This window comes from Phocaeicola faecalis, assembly GCF_021730445.1.
In the GTDB taxonomy this organism is placed as follows: Bacteria; Bacteroidota; Bacteroidia; order Bacteroidales; family Bacteroidaceae; genus Phocaeicola; species Phocaeicola faecalis.
The window spans coordinates 148,528-166,966 of the sequence record NZ_JADNRM010000001.1 but is presented as its reverse complement, the minus strand read 5'-3'; the positions used below and the strand labels follow the sequence as shown (position 1 = coordinate 166,966).

Sequence of the window (18,439 nt, the reverse complement as noted above, 5' to 3'; positions counted from 1 at the left end):
TGGTGGGGCAATGGCGTGTCCGAGAGGTTTTGATTGAAACATATTTGTAACATGAATGACACATTGCAGATATACCGGTTCTCTATCTTTGCACTCGAAAACAAAAAGTCACATTAATAACAAAGATGAGAAGAACACTCGCAGCCGCTGTCTTTACAGCCTTAAGTATAGCAACCGCAGGTGCGCAACTAACGATTCCCAAGGAATATCTTCCTAAGATTCATGGGACTATCCGTAGTAAATACGAGCTTCAGACCACTACAGGCATGCAGCGTTTTCAGGTAAGAAACGCTCGTGTCAGCCTGGATGGAAAAGTGTTGCCGGTTATTGCATATAAAGCAGAAATCGATTTATCGGATGAAGGCAGCATTAAAATGCTGGATGCGTATGCCCGCTTCGTCCCTAATGATACATGGAACCTGACAATGGGGCAGATGCGTGTTCCGTTTACTATTGATGCCCATCGCTCTCCGCATCAGCAATATTTTGCCAATCGTTCCTTCATAGCCAAACAAGTGGGGAATGTGCGCGATGTGGGTGCCACAGGAGCCCTCTCTTTAGACGGCAGCCTGCCGATGAAGCTGGAAGCTGGACTGTTCAACGGCTCGGGACTGACTCAACAAAAAGAATGGCATAACACGCTGAACTATTCAGCCAAACTTCAATTAATGCCATGGAAAGGCTACAACCTTACCTTAAGTACTCAGAAAATACACCCGGATAAGAACAGTATCTATATGTATGACATCGGTACTTACTATAAATTCTCCAATTGGCATTTTGAGGTGGAATACTTATATAAAACGTATGCCCACAATGCTTTTAAAGATGTGCACGCCTTTAATGGCTTTGTAAATTATGACCTGCCTATCAAAAAGGGGTTGTTTAAGAAAATCTCTTTCTTGGGCCGATATGACAGTATGGGCGATCATAGTAACGGCGTTGCCAATGAAGAAGGACAACTTTATATCACAGACTATTCCCGTCAACGTCTGACCGGCGGTGTGACCCTGAGCTTCGGCAAGGCTTTTCAGGCAGATTTGCGTATCAATTATGAAAAGTACTTCTATGACGACCTGTCCCTGGCTAAAGAATCGGAACAAGATAAATTCGTAATGGAACTAATGGTGAGATTCTAATCTCACCAACGTTCCTTCATCATTTCTTCCATTTTCAGCAGCTCATCTCTATATTGGGCAGCTTCGATAAAATCCAGTTTCCTGGCAGCTTCCTGCATCAGTTTCCGTGTACGTTCGATAGCCTTCTCCATTTGAGGCTTAGACATATACTGAACAACCGGATCGGCGGCAATACTGCCGTTGGATGGCTCAACGTATGCTTTCGGTATTTTTACTTCATCATCGGCATTGGTATTTCCTGCGCCCAGAAGAGCCGCATTACGTGCACGTTTAATCTGCTTCGGAGTAATACCGTGCTCCTCATTGTAAGCCAATTGTTTTTCGCGGCGGCGGTTGGTCTCATCAATGGTCTTTTGCATGCTTTCGGTGATGCGGTCAGCATACATGATGACTTTTCCGTTGATGTTACGGGCAGCACGTCCGGCTGTCTGTGTCAATGAGCGGTGAGACCGAAGGAAACCTTCTTTATCAGCGTCCAATATAGCCACCAAAGACACTTCCGGCAAATCAAGACCTTCACGAAGCAGGTTGACACCAATTAATACGTCATATACTCCCTGACGCAATTCATCCATAATTTTCACCCGCTCCAACGTATCCACATCACTGTGGATATAATTGCACTTGATGTCATGGCGCAACAAGTAATCGGTCAGCTCTTCCGCCATACGTTTGGTCAGTGTAGTGACCAATACGCGCTCTTCTTTTTCGATACGCTGCTGAATCTCTTCCATCAGGTCATCGATTTGGTTCATACTGGGACGTACTTCGATGATGGGGTCAAGCAATCCTGTCGGGCGGATTACCTGCTCCACCACAACTCCCTCGCTTTGCATCAACTCGTAATCGGCGGGAGTGGCACTGACATAAACGACTTGTTTTGCCAATTCTTGAAACTCCTCGAACTTTAGCGGGCGGTTGTCAAATGCAGATTCCATCCGGAAACCATATTCCACCAGATTGGTCTTGCGTGCACGGTCGCCACCATACATGGCGCGAATCTGAGGCACACTGACATGGCTTTCATCAATGACAATCAGAAAATCGTCGGGAAAGAAATCCAGCAGACAGTAAGGGCGCGTACCGGCTACACGACCGTCAAAATAGCGCGAATAATTCTCTATGCCTGAGCAATGCCCCAATTCACGTATCATTTCCATATCATAAGTGACACGTTCATAAAGGCGTTTCGCTTCATAAGACTTGCCTTCTTCTTCAAACTTAGCCACCTCTTTCGCCAAATCATCCTCTATTTGATAGATTGCCTGCAATTGGCTTTCTTTGGTGGTCATAAAAAGATTGGCAGGATAAATCTTGTATTCATCAAAAGAAGCGAGGCGTATGCCGGAAATAGGATCCACTTCTTCAATACTGTCAATCTCATCATCCCAAAACATCACACGGAGCAGGTTGTCACTGTATGCCAGGTAAATGTCCACAGTATCTCCTTTCACACGGAAGTTGCCGCGCTTCAGTTCCAAATCATTACGAACATAAAGGCTGTCTACCAAACGGCGTAGAAACACATTGCGGTCCAGTAGTTTACCCTTTTTGATTTCGATGACATTATTATAGAAATCAGAAGGATTCCCCATACCGTAAATGCACGATACAGAAGAGACCACCACCACGTCCTTACGGCCGGAGAGCAGGGCGGAAGTGGCTGCCAGCCTGAGCTTGTCAATCTCTTCGTTGATTTGCAAGTCCTTCTCGATGTAGGTATCGCTGGACGGGAGGTAGGCCTCAGGCTGATAGTAATCATAATAAGACACGTAATACTCCACCGCATTATTAGGAAAAAAGCTCTTAAACTCTCCATACAACTGTGCCGCAAGCGTTTTGTTATGGCTTAATATCAGTGTCGGTTTATTGATGTTTTTAATGACATTGGCAATGGTAAACGTCTTGCCGGAACCTGTCACACCCAAAAGTGTCTGGGCAGGCACCCCTTCCAATATGCCTTCTGTCAGTTGGGCGATGGCATCAGGTTGGTCACCGGTCGGTTGATAATCAGAAATCAGTTCAAAATTCATAATTCCATGTTTATAAAGACTAAGCTGTAAAATTACAGTTATTTTCTCTTATAACACGTATACATCCTGAAAAAAACAGGATTGGTCGACTTTTTAGTATTAAAAAACATATAACAGTTGTATTTTTCGGTGGAAAGGCGTAAATTTGCGCAATTATTTGAATAAGATGAAAAAATATATCATTATAGCTCTTGTCTCCGGCAGTGTATTAACATCATGCGGAGAATACAACAAAGTTCTAAAAAGCACGGACTACGAATATAAGTACGAAGCAGCCAAAAGTTACTTTGGCAAGGGGCAGAATACAAAAGCTGCGGCAATTCTGGAAGAGTTGATAACGATTCTGAAAGGAACCGATAAGGCTGAAGAATCCCTTTATATGTTAGGAATGACATATTATAATCAGGGTGACTTTATAACGGCATCGCATTATTTCTCCACCTATTATAATACATATCCTCGTGGAACTTATACCGAGCAGGCTCGTTTTTATTCGGGGAAAGCATTGTTTCTGGATACACCGGAACCTCGTTTGGATCAAACCAGCACTTATAAGGCCATTCAGGAGTTGCAGATGTTTATGGAATATTTCCCTGCCAGCAGCCGTCATCAGGAAGCACAGCAAATGATATTCGACTTGCAGGATAAGTTGGTGATGAAAGATTATATGGCAGCCCGATTGTATTATGATTTGGGTTCTTATACGGGAAACAGCTCATATAGCACTACCGGAAATAACTATCTGGCATGTATCGTTACTGCTCAGAATGCTTTAAAGGACTATCCTTATACCAAGATGCGCGAAGATATTTCTATCCTGCTTTTGCGTGCCAAATATGATATGGCCAAGGAGAGTGTGGAAGAAAAGAAAGAAGAGCGTATGCGTGATGCCATTGATGAATATTATGCCTTTAAGAATGAATTCCCCGAAAGTAAATATATGAAAGAGGTGGAAAACATCTATAAGGATGCCAGAAAATATGTGAAGGAACTTAACGAATAAAAAACTAAATAAGAAATTATGGATTACAAGAAGACAAACGCTCCGACGAATACCATTACCCGCAACATGGTGGAACTGTGTGAAGACACGGGCAATGTATATGAAACCGTTGCTATCATTGGCAAACGTGCCAACCAGATTGGTGTTGAGATGAAGAATGACCTTTCAAAGAAATTGCAAGAATTCGCTTCATACAATGATAACCTGGAAGAAGTCTTTGAAAACAGGGAACAAATCGAAATCTCCCGTTATTACGAAAAGTTGCCGAAGCCGACTTTGATTGCCGCTCAGGAATACGAAGAAGGTAAGGTTTACTATCGTAACCCAGCCAAAGAAAAAGAGAAATTACAATAAAAGGTTCTTTCCCTAAAGGCCGTTTCACTGAAGCGGCCTTCTTTTTTGTATAACCGTTATTAAAAGATTTTTATTATGATACAACGCATTCAATCTGTTTATTTATTGGTAGTTACCATTCTGCTCATCGTTTGTATGTGCACTCCGGTAGGAGCTTATATTGCTGAAGATTACAGTGTCTCAAAGTTTACTAATCTGTGCATTATCTCTGCTGACGGTGCAAAGGACTACGCTCCTTGGGCCATGTTTGCCATTCTGGTGGTAGCCGCATTACTTTCTTTCACTACGATATTTATGTTTAAGAAACGTATGTTGCAGATTCGTATGACTATTTTCAGCACTATCTTGTTGGTAGGTTATTATGCTACACTGGTCACTTTCATCTTTATGTTGAAGAATGACAGCATGACCTTCTCTGCTTCGTGGACTCTGTGTCTGCCTTTTATCGCTATTATTTTAAATTGGCTGGCTATTCGTGCTATCGGTAAGGATGAGGTTCTGGTGAAGGCTTATGACCGTTTGAGATAATGATTCCTTCATTTGACTGAAGAATATTATAAGGGGTCGTGTTAAAAAAACGTGGATAATGCTGTCGTTTCGTTCGTAGGGGCGAGGTTCGCTCGCCCGAAAACAGTTTGCTTTGTGTCTTCGTGCAGGCAAACCCTGCCCCTACAGCTGAGATTGGATGGGCCAGTTTAGTTTTGACCCCTTATAATAATAGAGCATATTTTTTATAATACACCGGCATCAGTGTCACTATTGCTGATTTTTTTATCCTTACTTTGATATTTGCGTCCGAAACTGAAGTTATAAGAGAAAGTTGCAAAAGCCAGGTGAGCCGATTCTTTCACATGCCATGCTCCCCTGGAACCGGCATATCGGTTTCTATTTTCCTGTTCACGCTTATAATTATCAGAGAAAGGATTGATGATTCCCGCTCCCAGATTAACTCTGCCCAGGCGATATTGCAACATCAGAATATGCAGGTTTTCCCCACTGCTCAGACTTTCGCCAAAGAAACTGTTGCGGTTGCTCTGTATCATAAAGTATCCCATAAACCTTTTGTACATAGCGGTAGCTTCTAATTCATAATACCAATTCGTATAGGTATGGTTATAATCCGTTCCGTTGCTCCAATAGCGGCTTAGCCCTGTGCTTCCCCTTAATTGAAGTACATCCCAAAGCATTCCCACACGAACAGAGAGTTCGTTTTCCAAAGACTGGAAGCGATGGTGGTTGGCATAACTGCGTATGAATTTCCCGTTTTCACGATAAGTCTGTTCCATGATGACATCAGGTGCATTGCGATAGCTGGTATACCAATTTATTTGTACCTTCTTCTTATTATATCCCAATGTCAGTTTGAGCCGATAGTTGTTATATGGTTTCAAATCAGGATTTCCACGTCTGATTTGCAATGAATCTATCAACTGGTCGACAGCGCTCAACTGGGACAATGAAGGCTCGTTACTGTTCAGACTGCCATTCATGCGGGCATAGAATTCTTCATTAAATGTATAACTCAGGCTGAAGCGTGGATTGAATTGGTAAGTCTCATAGTCTTCCAGGCCTATTTGTTGGTACCAAGAACGGGTGACACCTGCTCCCAGCATATAATTCATCTTCTTCCATTTTCCGCTGTATTGCGCATAGGCGTATGTGTCGGCCTGTTTCATCTGGGTGTTATAGTTCAGGGTTCCGCTATACTCATTGTCCGAGTAGGCTTGCGTGTGCTTGATTCCCGAACTGAAACGGCTTTTCTTGAACGTCTTTTCATAGATTCCTTCTGCAATGATGGAGTATTTATCGCCCTGCACGCCTGAGAAGTAGTCGGCAACAAACTCATCATCAAGGATTTCCTGATAGCTTTGACGGTTATGACTGCCAATATATGTTCCCACAACATTCAATGCCAGAAACTGTTTGTTCTTCAATTCTTTCTGAAAATATATATCGAACCAGGGACGACTGTTGCGGTTGTGGGCAAAATCAAGTCTTTCTGTTGCCAACTCAGGATATTCCCGGGTGTACAATTGGCTGTGGAAGCCGACCCGCGGTTTGTTTTCATTCCAAAATCCGACGGATGCGTTCAGCATATAATTATCCGCTTCCTGCAAGTTGTAGCTGATACCGCCCCATTGTCCGTATTCCGAAGTGGCATCGGGAATACCTTCTTCCATCCGGTGCAGGGAGGTGCCGTCTTCTTTTACAAACGTTTCTTCATTGGTGCGCCAGGCATTTTCAAATTTGTGCGGATAGGCACCATACCATACTCCGAATTCAGACTTCTTATAATTCATTTTTCCCGAAACATTATAATTACCCCACATGACGTATGGAGATTGTTGGGCCGAGATACTGACGGAGCCTCCAAGTTCATAACGGCGGACGATGTAGTTTACTACAGCACCTGCATTGCCGTAACGCAATCCGGGGTCTTCCAGGTACTCGATTCGGAGAATGTCGGATGGGATAAGTGCCTGGATTTCCTCTTTCCCTACTTTACGTCCGTTGATACACAGTTGTACAGAACTTCCGTCGTTTAAAGAAACACCGCCATCCAATGGATTGACATTCAGCCGTGGGAGCATCAGATTGCGTAATAAATCGACACCGTTATTTGAAGCGTTAACCTGTTGTTTGTTGGGGAACACTAGTTTTCTATCAAATTTGCTGACCACATTGGTGGCGGAAACCGTTACTTCTCCCAGTTGTTGAGAGGCTTCTTCCAATTCCACTGTCCCCACATCGACAGATTGGGAGAGGCCTTGCAAGTCAATGATGTTTTTCTCAAAACCGATGGCGGAAATGATTAATTTGTAGTTGCCTTCCGTTACTTTATCGATTCGGAAGAGTCCTTTGCTGTCGGTTGCAGCACCATTGACGAAGGTTGAGTCGTTTGTCTGCAGAACCACATTGGCTGCTATAGCCGCCTGTTTTGTGTTTGCTTCCAATACTTTGCCGGATATGCGTATCTGTTGTGCATAGCATATACTTGACAACAAGCATCCGGCCATTAAAATACTAATTTTCTTCATAATGTAGTTTTTCGTGTCTTCTTAGTCAGAAACCAATCATACTGTTTATTGAATTAGACGAGGAATATTAACTTTTTGTTTCAAATGTAATGGCAATAAAAGTTAAAAAGAGACCGCTTGAAACACGTACGTACGCATCGGGCTACACGTATATACGTATGAGCCCACGCGTACGTATGTATAAGGCAACACGTATATACGTGTAAGGCCACACATATATACGTGTTAGGAGGCAGGCTTTTGTCCGTTGAAGAAACCTCTCCGGATAAGGGCCTGCTTTATTTGGTTATGTCGAATAGATAGGCCGCCCTCACACCTATATAGGAGTGGGCAGACCGGCCGAAGTAATCTTTCTTTGTACTTTTATAGAAGTCGCCCAACCCCATGTAATAGCGTCCTTCCAACAGAAAGTGCCCGATACCTGTGCTCAATTCCAGTCCCGCACCGGCTGCAATACCATAATCGAATTTGTTTTCTACAGCCTTACCGTATTGTTCTGTCACGCCATTGGGACGACTGGAAGTGTCCCAGTTATCGCTCATTTTCTCTTTATCGCTTAAAAAGAAACTGATTTGAGGTCCCATGTTTATGAAGAACTTCACCCCGCGGTTCAATGCATCTTTTCCGAAAGCGAGGTGAGCAAAAAGGGGAATCTCAACATAGTTCATGGTGCGGCTGTATGTGTTTTCAGAACCATCCTCAATCTTTTCACTCCAACCGCGTTGTGAGTAATTGATTTCCATCTGCACCCCACACATCATCTTGAAGTATTTTTCAGACATATAGCGCAGAGTGACCCCCATTTCCATGCCGTTCAAGGTGTTCTGTTTAATTTTGGGGTCAAAACTGACTGAGTTCATGTTCAGTCCTCCATTTATTCCGACTGCAAAGTTATGTCGTTCTTCACCCAACTGTGCAACTGCCGGCAAAGTGAATAGCCATGCCAGCACCAATATGCCTATATATTTATAGTTCTTCATTATTCAAAATCGAGTTTAATCAATTCATAGTTTTTCGTAAAATGGACAAAGAACACTTTCCGGTTGATAAAGCCTCCCCAGTTATTTACGCGTTCAAATTTAAAGCCAGTCTGGATAGGGGTGACAATCACTTTATTCAGTTTATCCTCCAAGTTGCTTCCATATTGTGATAATCCTTTCAGGAAGAAATACCCTGTGTCAAATCCTAACATGCCATATTTGGGGAATGTGTTCGACATATCCTTGCTATACCATTTGCGATAGGCAGAAGAGAACTGGATAGCTTCGGGGAACAAATTGTTAGTATAGAAAGAAGAATAGAAGTAAGTGTCCAACTCATAAAAGCTGGCCAAATGGTCGTTGGTGTAAGTTTGCCATTCGGGGTAGCCGAATAATTGCATCCGATAATCAGGATTGTCACGCAGGGTAACAATTAACTGCGGCAATAATTTAATCAGCGCAATGTTTGTGCCGGAAGTCGGAATAAATACATTGTCCAAAATAGCGTTCATGGCTTCCTTCAATGATTCGGGGGTAATGGCCGCACCTTTTAGTTCAGTAAAAGGGATGCGTTTGCTTTTCAATTCTTCTTTCAGCCCCTTGATAAAATCCGCTTTGTCTTTATCGCCATCCTCTGCATCCAGGAAAATCACATTGGCATTAGTGAATTTGCGGGTAAAATGCTCATATACTTCCGAATAGAGATAGGATTGAGGTGTGTTAATCTGATAAATGGACGGATTATTGAATACCTCATTACCCTTTGAAGTAAATGGAATCACCAGACGGACATTATTTTTCTTGGCAAAATCGGCTACTGGTTTAACCTGTTCCGGGTAGGCAGGGCCAAAGATGATATTCATGTTCTTCATCTCGTCTTTGGCAAGAATGGATTTTATCGACGAGGTGTTATTGTATGTATCATAAGTGTATAAATCAATGGAAACACCTTTTTCTTTCAAACTGTCTACTGCCATCAAGAAACCCTCATAGTACTCTACCATACGGATTTGTTCATCACGATTACCGCTGCCGTCGGCCATAAACGGAAGCATAACGGCTGCTTTTATAGTAGAAATCTTAGGATTTTCCTTCTTGCTCTTGTCAAAGAGTTCGTCATCGGTCGGGATAACGGTCGGCGACACCGGTTGTCCTTGTCCCTTTGGAGTGCTTCCGGCAGACGCATAGGGGATGCACAAGAACTTTCCTTTTTTAAGCTTCTCTGTGCGGAGTTCGGGATTGGCCGCAATCAGTTCGGCTTCCGTTATACCATATAGCCGGCTGATGCTATATATCGTTTCTTTTCTTTCCACCCGATGCATATCCCTGCATTTGGGCTTTAAAGGGGTGGAAGCGGGGGGAACAGTTTCGGCTGATTTAACTTCATTGATAATTGTCTCTTCGCTGCTTTCTGTTTGTGCAGGGATAACAATAACCTGTCCGATACGGAAGTTTTCCGCACTCAGTCCCGGATTGGCCTTACATATACGTTGTGCTGTGACACCATATCGCTGCGTAAGTTTATAAAGAGTTTCTCCCGCCTGAATGGTATGGAACGTTTGTTGTTCGCTTCCTGTGTTCTTCTGCGGAATCTTCAACGTTTCACCGGCTTTTATTTGTTCGGAACTTCCCGGATTCAGTTTAATGATGTCGGCAGTAGTAACGTTATACATACTGGCTATCGAATATAAACTCTGCCCTTTAGTGATGGTGTGCAGAAAATAGCTGTTGGAGGAATGCGTCTGAGCCATCATTCCGACAGGAGCGACAGACAAAGCTGCGACCAGATATAATGCTTGAATAAATTTCATTTGTAGTGTGTTGATTATACTGAGGGGCAAAAGTACAAAAAAAACTGTTTTATTCACATTATATAGAAAGAATAGCAAATAATATTAGGCTTTTTAATTAATTATTTCGTTCAGAAGCATTAATTTTGCCTATCAAAAGTAGCTGAAAGCATAAATATATGATTGAAGACAAAGAATTGATTAATGTATACGGTGCCCGTGTGCATAATTTAAAAGATATAGATGTAGAAATTCCACGTAACAGCCTGACTGTGATAACCGGACTTAGCGGTAGCGGCAAATCATCATTGGCATTTGATACTATCTTTGCTGAGGGACAACGCAGATACATAGAAACATTCTCTGCATACGCCCGTAATTTTCTGGGTGGAATGGAACGTCCTGATGTAGACAAGATTACGGGATTGAGCCCGGTGATTTCTATTGAGCAGAAAACAACGAATAAAAATCCGCGTTCTACCGTAGGAACAACCACCGAAGTGTATGACTATCTCCGCTTGCTGTTTGCCCGTGCAGGTATTGCGTATTCTTATCTGTCGGGAGAAAGAATGGTGAAGTACACCGAAGAACAAATTCTTGAACTGATTCATAAGGATTATCAAGGCAAGAAGATTTTTATGCTGGCTCCGCTGGTGCGTACACGTAAAGGTCATTATAAAGAACTCTTCGAACAAGTGCGGAAGAAAGGCTATTTGTATGTGCGTGTGGACGGCGAAGTGCGTGAGATTGTTCACGGCATGAAACTCGACCGTTATAAGAATCATGACATAGAGGTTGTCATTGATAAGCTGATTGTAAATGAAAAGGACGAGAAACGCTTGAAACAAAGTGTCGCTACCGCCATGCAGCAGGGGGATGGACTGATTATGATATTGGATGCGGAAACAGAAACGCTGCGCCATTACAGCAAGCGCCTGATGTGTCCGGTTACAGGATTGTCCTACAAAGAACCTGCTCCACACAATTTTTCGTTCAACTCCCCGCAAGGGGCTTGTCCGCGATGCAAAGGATTGGGGTATGTCAACCTTATCGATGTGGACAAAGTGATTCCTGACCGCGAATTATCTATTTATGAAGGTGCCATAGCTCCTTTGGGCAAGTATAAAAATGCAATGATATTCTGGCAGATAGAAGCATTGCTTGAGAAATATGATTTCAGCATAAAGACCCCAGTCAAGGACTTGACAGACGAAGCCATTGATGAAATTCTTTATGGTTCCGATGAACGGATTAAGATAAAAAGCAGCCTCATCCATACTTCCTCCGACTATTTTGTGACGTATGAAGGAATAGTGAAGTACATACAGATGATGCAGGAGAAAGATGCTTCTGCCACAGCACAGAAATGGGCGGAGCAGTTTGCCAAGACTGATGTGTGTCCCGAATGTAAGGGAGCCAGATTGAATAAGGAAGCATTGCACTTCCGCATACACGATAAGAATATCTATGAATTGGCCAGTATGGACATCAATGAGTTGTATGACTGGCTGATGACGGTAGATGAGTTTCTGGAAGATAAACAGCGCAGAATTGCGAGTGAGATATTAAAGGAAATTCGTACACGTTTGCGTTTCTTGCTTGATGTGGGGCTGGACTATCTGTCGCTGAACCGGACATCGGTATCACTTTCGGGAGGAGAGAGTCAGCGCATTCGTCTGGCAACCCAAATCGGTTCCCAATTGGTGAATGTTCTTTATATTTTGGACGAACCGAGTATCGGACTGCATCAACGCGATAACTTGCGGCTTATCAATTCATTGAAGAAACTTCGGGACACAGGCAACTCTGTCATTGTGGTGGAACATGATAAGGATATGATGTTGGCTGCAGACTATGTGGTAGACATGGGGCCGAAAGCCGGCCGTTTGGGAGGAGAGGTTGTATTTGCCGGAACCCCGCAGGAGATGCTTCAGACAGACACACTGACTTCTCAGTATCTGAATGGCAAGATGAAACTGGAGATTCCGTCTGAACGAAGGGCAGGAAACGGAAAATCCTTATGGCTGAAAGGTGCGAGAGGAAACAACCTGAAGAATGTGGATGTAGAGTTTCCATTGGGAAAACTTATCTGTGTGACAGGGGTGTCGGGTAGTGGAAAGTCCACCTTAATCAATGACACCCTGCAACCTATCCTGTCTCAGCATTTTTATCGTTCCTTGCAAGACCCGTTGGCCTACGACAGCATAGAAGGACTGGAAAATATAGATAAGGTGGTGAACGTAGACCAATCTCCTTTGGGACGAACACCCCGTTCCAATCCGGCAACGTATACCGGAGTCTTTTCGGATATCAGAAATCTTTTTGTCAATCTGCCCGAAGCGAAGATACGCGGCTATAAACCGGGACGTTTTTCGTTCAATGTGGCCGGAGGGCGTTGCGAGGCTTGTGGTGGTAACGGCTACAAGACCATTGAAATGAATTTTCTGCCGGATGTCTTGGTCCCATGTGAAGTATGTCACGGCAAACGTTATAACCGTGAAACGTTGGAAGTTCGCTTTAAGGGAAAATCCATTGCTGATGTGCTGGATATGACTATTAACCGGGCTGTGGAGTTCTTCGAGAACGTACCGCAGATTCTGAATAAGATAAAAGTCTTGCAGGAAGTAGGGCTGGGGTATATCAAGTTGGGACAACCTTCCACCACCTTATCAGGCGGAGAAAGCCAGCGTGTGAAACTGGCAACAGAGCTTTCCAAACGCGATACGGGAAAAACTTTATATATATTGGATGAACCCACCACAGGTCTGCACTTTGAAGATATCCGTGTACTGATGACCGTGCTCGACAGATTAGTGGACAAAGGAAATACGGTTATCGTTATCGAGCATAACCTGGATGTCATTAAACTGGCGGATTATATCATAGATATGGGGCCGGAAGGAGGACGTGGCGGAGGACAACTTCTATCTACAGGAACCCCCGAAGAGGTAGCCAAGAGCAAGAAAGGCTATACACCTCAATTTATTAAAGAAGAATTAAAGCATTAAGATTATCCGGTATGAAAGAGAAAATAGCAAAGACAAATGCAGCCCGTTTGCTTGATAAGGCTAAGATTTCTTATGAACTTATTCCTTATGAGGTGGACGAAAACGATTTGAGCGCCGTTCATGTGGCTGCCAGTTTGGGAGAAAATATAGAGCAAGTATTTAAGACTTTGGTACTTCACGGAGACAAAACAGGCTATTTTGTCTGTGTTATCCCCGGAGAACATGAAGTAGACTTAAAATTGGCTGCCAAGGTATCGGGCAATAAAAAATGTGACTTGATTCCGATGAAAGAACTATTGCCTTTGACGGGATATATCCGTGGCGGCTGTTCTCCTATCGGCATGAAGAAACACTTTCCCACCTATATACATGAAACGTGCACTGAATATCCGTTTATTTATATCAGTGCCGGCATACGGGGATTACAAATAAAAATAGCTCCCGATGACCTTATTAAAGAAGCCAAAGCGGAAATAACATCCCTTTTCATCGAATAATCATACAAAAAGAGCCACTTTCGTGGTTCTTTTTTTTTCAGATTGACTAAAAGTTATATCTTTGCAAAAAATCAATATTAACTATTAATTATAAATCTTATTACTTATGTTTGAAGGACAGCCTAAAGGCTTATACGCATTAGCTCTCGCCAATACCGGCGAACGCTTTGGTTATTACACAATGCTTGCAGTTTTTGTATTATTCCTGAAAGCGAATTTTGGATTTTCTCCGGAGGTATCAGGAGCTATTTATGGTACTTTTTTGGGATTAGTTTATTTCCTTCCTTTTTTGGGCGGTATCATGGCCGACCGTTTCGGTTATGGCAAAATGGTGACTATCGGTATTATCATCATGTTTCTGGGATATTTGTTCCTCTCTTTGCCGTTAGGTAGCGGAACCCTGGCTGTTGCCGGTATGGGTGGCGCTTTGCTGCTTGTCAGTTGCGGTACCGGTTTGTTTAAAGGAAACTTGCAGGTAATGGTCGGAAACCTGTATGATGCTCCGGAATATGCAGCTAAACGCGACTCTGCTTTTTCTATTTTCTATATGGCTATCAATATCGGTGCTCTTTTTGCCCCGACTGCTGCTGTTGAAATTATGAAATATGCTCAAAATTCATTGGGAGTCAGTGAAGGAGCTTCTTATCACTTTGCTTTTGCTGTTGCATGTGTTTCCCTGATTCTTTCCATCGCTATTTATTATGCATTCCGCAGTACTTTCCGTCATGTAGAGGGTGGTAGTAAGGATGCAGGCAAGAGCAGCCAGAAGGCAGGAAGTGAAGAAATATCAGCAGCTGAGACAAAGGAACGCATCATTGCACTTTGTCTGGTATTTGCGGTAGTAATTTTCTTTTGGATGGCATTCCATCAGAATGGTTTGACACTGACTATGTTTGCTGACGAGTTTACAGCTAAAAGTTCTACCGGTTTGGAAAGTATGGCATTCGATGTAACTAACCTGTTACTGTGTATCTTTATCGTTTATGCTCTTTTCAGCCTGGTACAAAGCAAGACAGGCAAAGGAAAGGCTATTTCTGCATTGGTTATTATGGCAGCTGTCGGCGGATTGATTTATAAATACAGCACTTTACCCGAATCAACAGCGGTTGCCGCACCTATTTTCCAACAATTCAATCCCTGCTTTGTAGTAGCTCTTACCCCGGTATCTATTGCTTTGTTCGGTTATTTGGCTAGAAAAGGAAAAGAACCTTCTGCACCGCGTAAGATTGCATTAGGTATGTTGGTAGCTGCCGTAGGTTTCTTGATTATGGCTATAGGTTCTTTCGGTCTGCCCAGTTCAGGTGAACAGGCTGCGGCAATGGCCGACGGTACTGCTACTTTAGTATCTCCCAACTGGTTAATTTCTACTTATCTGGTACTTACCTTTGGTGAATTGTTACTTTCTCCGATGGGTATCTCATTTGTATCGAAAGTGGCTCCTCCCAAATATAAAGGTATGATGATGGGTGGTTGGTTTGTAGCTACTGCCATTGGTAATATGCTGACAGCCGTAGGCTCATGGTTGTGGGGTACCACACTTCCCTTGTGGCAAGTATGGAGCGTATTTATCATTCTGTGTCTGATTTCGGCATTGTTTATGTTCTGCATTATGAAGAAATTGGATAGAGTAGCTTAAGAGATAGTTTGCCGGTTTGTCCCGGCAGAATAAAGAAAAGGCTGTGTCCCGGATATTTATATCTTTCGACACAGCCTTTTTTATATCCTTATCCGAACCATGTCCGGAAGGTTTCAATTAAATACCAACGCGAATGTGGTAGCCTGTCCCTCTTCCTTATAAGGCAACAATGTCAATGTACCCCCACTAAGCCTCATAATCTGTTTGCTTAAACTCAGACCGATTCCGCTTCCGTCTTCTTTGGTGGTAAAGAAAGGAATGAAAATCTGTTCGGCCGCTTCCGGGTCGATAACCGGACCATTATTGGCAATTTCGATATGTACGCTTTCCTGCTCGTCACAATATGCTTTCAGGGTAATCCGTCCGTCCGCTGCGTTACCAATTGCTTGAATGGCATTTTTAAGCAGGTTGGTCACCACTTGAGCAATGAGGTTCTCGTCGGCAAAGACAATCAAATCGTCTTCTGCTTCATGCAGGAAAATGCTGATATGAGGGCAAGGATGCTGGTGACGCGCCAGCTTTATCATTCTCTCGAGGAAGGGACGTACATAGAACAGTGAAGGTTCCGGTGAAGGAAGACGTGTCAGTTTGCGATAAGACATCACAAAATTAATCAGCCCTTTGCCTGTCGTGTGAATCGTTTCCAACCCTTGGCGCATCTCCTCATTCTCTGCTCCCGGCAATTGCAATAAGGTTTCGCTCAATGAAGTGACAGGAGTAAGAGAGTTCATAATCTCATGAGTAAGGACACGGGTAAGCCGAATCCATGAATCAATCTCTCGCTCGTCCAACTCACGGTTGATATCGCTGAGAGCAATAATGCGCAACTCCTCATTCTTGATATGGATGCCCGACACACGCAATGCCAAATGGATGGTACCGCGTTCTGTATTGAACTGTGCCTGCAACTTATCTCCCGGAAGAGCTTCTTCCATCACTCTTTTCAGTTCGTCAGAAATGCGGGACAATTGTTTGATATGTGTAAAGACATCCATGCCCAACAGTTGCATTGCTTTCTTATTCTTTTGATAAACAGAACCTTTACTGTTCAGTACAACAATACCTGTCTCTACAAAGTCAAGAATAAGCTCATAGTACTTTTCACGTTGCGCCGTTTCCTGTTTTACGTTATACAAGATACGTGCAATGCGGTTCAGCATCATGTTGACCAATGAATTGTCTTTGTCGGGGGTATGTTCGTAGAATCGCACAGCCGGGTCGTCATTCTCAATGGCATCGAGCAGAAAAGCCACTTTTCTTGTATTATAGGTATACAGGCGATGAAACCAATATATTGAAATGAAAAACAGGGGAACAACGATACATAGCCATAGCCAGTTATGCTGCATATACAGCCATACACCCATTACTGTCAATGCAATGACAACAAGCAGACGGAAAATAAAACTAGCGGTTATCTTCTTTATCATAAACCAAATTTCTTCATCTTGTTATATAGAGTCTGACGCGTAATTCCCAATTGTGCAGCTACGGCCGAAAGATTTCCGTTGCATTTTTCCATGGCTCTTTGAATCATCTGCAACTCCATTTCCTCCAATGTAGAGACGGTCGCTTCGGCAGGAGGTGTACTGGCTTTGCGGGGAAAATGGAAATGTTCGTCACTCAGTATCCCATCTTCGTTAATGATGACCGCCTTCTCAATAGCGTGTTCCAATTCCCGGATATTTCCATACCAGGGATGCTCGCGCAACTTGTCTTTCGCAGAGGAGGAAAGAATGATATTTCCTTTGTCATACTGTTTGCAGAAACGGTCGATAAACCGTTCGGCAAGGGGGATAATATCCTCCTTTCGGTCGCGCAAAGGCGGTATTTCAATATGAATGGTATTGATTCTGTATAATAAATCCTCCCTAAACCTGCCTTTGAGTACCATCTCCTCCAGATTGCAATTAGTGGCGCAAATCAAACGGATATCTACAGGAATGGGTTCATTGCTGCCCACACGCACCACACTACGCTGCTGAATGGCAGTGAGGAGCTTGGATTGCAGGTGATAAGGCAAATTACCTATTTCATCCAGAAAGAGAGTACCTTCGTGAGCCGCCTCAAATTTTCCTTGCCGGTCGGAATGTGCATCGGTGAACGAACCTTTTACATGCCCGAACAATTCGCTTTCAAACAAAGATTCGGTAACAGCCCCCATATCTACTGTCACCATATTGCGTCGGCATCGTTCGGAAAGGGCATGAATTTCGCGTGCCAGCATTTCCTTTCCAGTACCATTTTCTCCGGTAATCAGGATGTTTGCATCCGTTTGGGCTACCTTTTCTATCAGTGTCCTCAACTGTTTCATGGCATTGCTTTCGCCCCAATACATAGATGACACCACCCGGTGGAGTTCCGCTTTTTTCTTTCCCTTAGAACTGTTTCGGCAAGCGGCTGACAGTGTATCCACCAATCGGGTGTTATCCCAAGGTTTTACGATGAAATCCGTCGCACCTTCTTTTATACCACGTACAGCCAAGTCAATGTCGGCATAGGCAGTAAAGAGCACGACAGGCAATGAGGGTTGCATTTTTTTTATTTCGTGCAACCAGTAAAGCCCTTCATTGCCGGTATTGAGTCCGCTACTGAAGTTCATATCGAGCAATACCACCTGTACATTCTCTTCACGCAGCACGGCAGGCAGCGTGATAGGTGAAGTGAGGGCAATGATACGTTCAAAGTTGTTCTTCAACAATAACTTGACGGCAGAAAGCACCCCTTTATTATCGTCTACCACAATAATGGTTCCTTGCATATCTATAATCTTTTTGTTTATTGAGGAAACAAAGATAAGTATTTGGCACCTAACCTCCTAGGCAGTGTCTAATTATTAGACACAACCTTTTTGAAGCAGCGATAAGGCATTGATGTCCAATTATCATACACTGCTGTCTAATTATTAGACACTTTTGGCCTGTCGTGAAATAACTAAAATGCTTATTTATAGAAAAGTAT

The 18,439-nt window shown here is 43.3% G+C and carries 13 protein-coding genes; 7 read left to right on the top strand and 6 right to left on the bottom strand.

Annotation, left to right across the window (positions count from 1 at the left end):
* Positions 1 to 125 precede the first annotated feature (125 nt).
* Entirely contained in the window at positions 126 to 1,139 is a 1,014-nt protein-coding gene (locus tag IR173_RS00765; RefSeq protein ID WP_237037795.1) for a porin, read from the top strand.
* 2 nt (positions 1,140 to 1,141) lie between these two features.
* Here the strand turns inward: IR173_RS00765 and uvrB are convergent, their stop codons facing one another.
* Positions 1,142 to 3,172, bottom strand: coding sequence for an excinuclease ABC subunit UvrB (uvrB, locus tag IR173_RS00760; RefSeq protein WP_237037794.1), 2,031 nt, complete (start codon positions 3,170 to 3,172; stop codon positions 1,142 to 1,144).
* A gap of 166 nt (positions 3,173 to 3,338) precedes the next feature.
* On the opposite strand from uvrB, the gene IR173_RS00755 reads away from it, so the two are divergent.
* The 3 genes from IR173_RS00755 (at position 3,339) to IR173_RS00745 (ending at position 5,057) form a co-directional block, all read left to right on the top strand.
* Positions 3,339 to 4,175, top strand: coding sequence for an outer membrane protein assembly factor BamD (locus tag IR173_RS00755; protein ID WP_237037793.1), 837 nt, complete (start codon positions 3,339 to 3,341; stop codon positions 4,173 to 4,175).
* A gap of 18 nt (positions 4,176 to 4,193) precedes the next feature.
* Positions 4,194 to 4,529: a DNA-directed RNA polymerase subunit omega gene (locus IR173_RS00750; RefSeq protein ID WP_237037792.1), complete on the top strand. Its 336-nt coding sequence runs from the start codon at positions 4,194 to 4,196 to the stop codon at positions 4,527 to 4,529.
* 75 nt (positions 4,530 to 4,604) lie between these two features.
* Positions 4,605 to 5,057, top strand: coding sequence for a DUF4293 domain-containing protein (locus IR173_RS00745; protein ID WP_237037791.1), 453 nt, complete (start codon positions 4,605 to 4,607; stop codon positions 5,055 to 5,057).
* Between the two features lie 203 nt (positions 5,058 to 5,260).
* On the opposite strand, the gene IR173_RS00740 is transcribed toward IR173_RS00745, so the two are convergent.
* From IR173_RS00740 to IR173_RS00730, 3 genes are all read right to left on the bottom strand, one after another.
* On the bottom strand, positions 5,261 to 7,567 hold the full coding sequence (locus IR173_RS00740; RefSeq protein WP_237037790.1) for a TonB-dependent receptor: 2,307 nt from the start codon (positions 7,565 to 7,567) through the stop codon (positions 5,261 to 5,263).
* A gap of 278 nt (positions 7,568 to 7,845) precedes the next feature.
* Positions 7,846 to 8,547, bottom strand: a complete 702-nt coding sequence (locus IR173_RS00735; RefSeq protein WP_237037789.1) for a porin family protein — start codon at positions 8,545 to 8,547, stop codon at positions 7,846 to 7,848.
* Positions 8,547 to 10,358, bottom strand: a complete 1,812-nt coding sequence (locus tag IR173_RS00730) for a PBP1 and LysM peptidoglycan-binding domain-containing protein (protein ID WP_237037788.1) — start codon at positions 10,356 to 10,358, stop codon at positions 8,547 to 8,549. Before IR173_RS00730 ends, IR173_RS00735 begins: the two co-directional genes overlap by 1 nt.
* Positions 10,359 to 10,516: 158 nt before the next feature.
* Between IR173_RS00730 and uvrA the strand changes: the two genes are divergently transcribed.
* The 3 genes from uvrA (at position 10,517) to IR173_RS00715 (ending at position 15,478) form a co-directional block, all read left to right on the top strand.
* Positions 10,517 to 13,345, top strand: coding sequence for an excinuclease ABC subunit UvrA (uvrA, locus tag IR173_RS00725; protein WP_237037787.1), 2,829 nt, complete (start codon positions 10,517 to 10,519; stop codon positions 13,343 to 13,345).
* Positions 13,346 to 13,356: 11 nt separating this feature from the next.
* A complete protein-coding gene (ybaK, locus tag IR173_RS00720) occupies positions 13,357 to 13,842 on the top strand; it encodes a Cys-tRNA(Pro) deacylase (RefSeq protein WP_237037786.1) in 486 nt (161 codons plus the stop codon).
* A 106-nt stretch (positions 13,843 to 13,948) separates the two neighbouring features.
* On the top strand, positions 13,949 to 15,478 hold the full coding sequence (locus IR173_RS00715) for a peptide MFS transporter (RefSeq protein ID WP_237037785.1): 1,530 nt from the start codon (positions 13,949 to 13,951) through the stop codon (positions 15,476 to 15,478).
* Between the two features lie 113 nt (positions 15,479 to 15,591).
* Here the strand turns inward: IR173_RS00715 and IR173_RS00710 are convergent, their stop codons facing one another.
* Together IR173_RS00710 and IR173_RS00705 are read right to left on the bottom strand one after the other, a co-directional pair.
* Positions 15,592 to 16,908: a sensor histidine kinase gene (locus IR173_RS00710; RefSeq protein ID WP_394800625.1), complete on the bottom strand. Its 1,317-nt coding sequence runs from the start codon at positions 16,906 to 16,908 to the stop codon at positions 15,592 to 15,594.
* The gene (locus IR173_RS00705; RefSeq protein WP_237038403.1) at positions 16,905 to 18,245 is read right to left on the bottom strand and encodes a sigma-54-dependent transcriptional regulator; all 1,341 of its coding nucleotides are present in this window, start codon (positions 18,243 to 18,245) and stop codon (positions 16,905 to 16,907) included. The genes IR173_RS00710 and IR173_RS00705 overlap by 4 nt, the downstream gene beginning before the upstream one ends.
* Positions 18,246 to 18,439 lie beyond the last annotated feature (194 nt).

What these genes read in the sequence shown, in the direction of transcription:
- IR173_RS00710 (WP_394800625.1), bottom strand. Translation starts at nt 16,908, where the DNA reads ATGATAAAGAAGATAACCGCTAGTTTTATTTTCCGTCTGCTTGTTGTC.
- IR173_RS00730 (WP_237037788.1), bottom strand. Translation starts at nt 10,358, where the DNA reads ATGAAATTTATTCAAGCATTATATCTGGTCGCAGCTTTGTCTGTCGCT.
- IR173_RS00715 (WP_237037785.1), top strand. Translation starts at nt 13,949, where the DNA reads ATGTTTGAAGGACAGCCTAAAGGCTTATACGCATTAGCTCTCGCCAAT.
- IR173_RS00735 (WP_237037789.1), bottom strand. Translation starts at nt 8,547, where the DNA reads ATGAAGAACTATAAATATATAGGCATATTGGTGCTGGCATGGCTATTC.
- IR173_RS00765 (WP_237037795.1), top strand. Translation starts at nt 126, where the DNA reads ATGAGAAGAACACTCGCAGCCGCTGTCTTTACAGCCTTAAGTATAGCA.
- uvrA (WP_237037787.1), top strand. Translation starts at nt 10,517, where the DNA reads ATGATTGAAGACAAAGAATTGATTAATGTATACGGTGCCCGTGTGCAT.
- IR173_RS00740 (WP_237037790.1), bottom strand. Translation starts at nt 7,567, where the DNA reads ATGAAGAAAATTAGTATTTTAATGGCCGGATGCTTGTTGTCAAGTATA.
- IR173_RS00745 (WP_237037791.1), top strand. Translation starts at nt 4,605, where the DNA reads ATGATACAACGCATTCAATCTGTTTATTTATTGGTAGTTACCATTCTG.
- IR173_RS00750 (WP_237037792.1), top strand. Translation starts at nt 4,194, where the DNA reads ATGGATTACAAGAAGACAAACGCTCCGACGAATACCATTACCCGCAAC.
- IR173_RS00755 (WP_237037793.1), top strand. Translation starts at nt 3,339, where the DNA reads ATGAAAAAATATATCATTATAGCTCTTGTCTCCGGCAGTGTATTAACA.
- ybaK (WP_237037786.1), top strand. Translation starts at nt 13,357, where the DNA reads ATGAAAGAGAAAATAGCAAAGACAAATGCAGCCCGTTTGCTTGATAAG.
- uvrB (WP_237037794.1), bottom strand. Translation starts at nt 3,172, where the DNA reads ATGAATTTTGAACTGATTTCTGATTATCAACCGACCGGTGACCAACCT.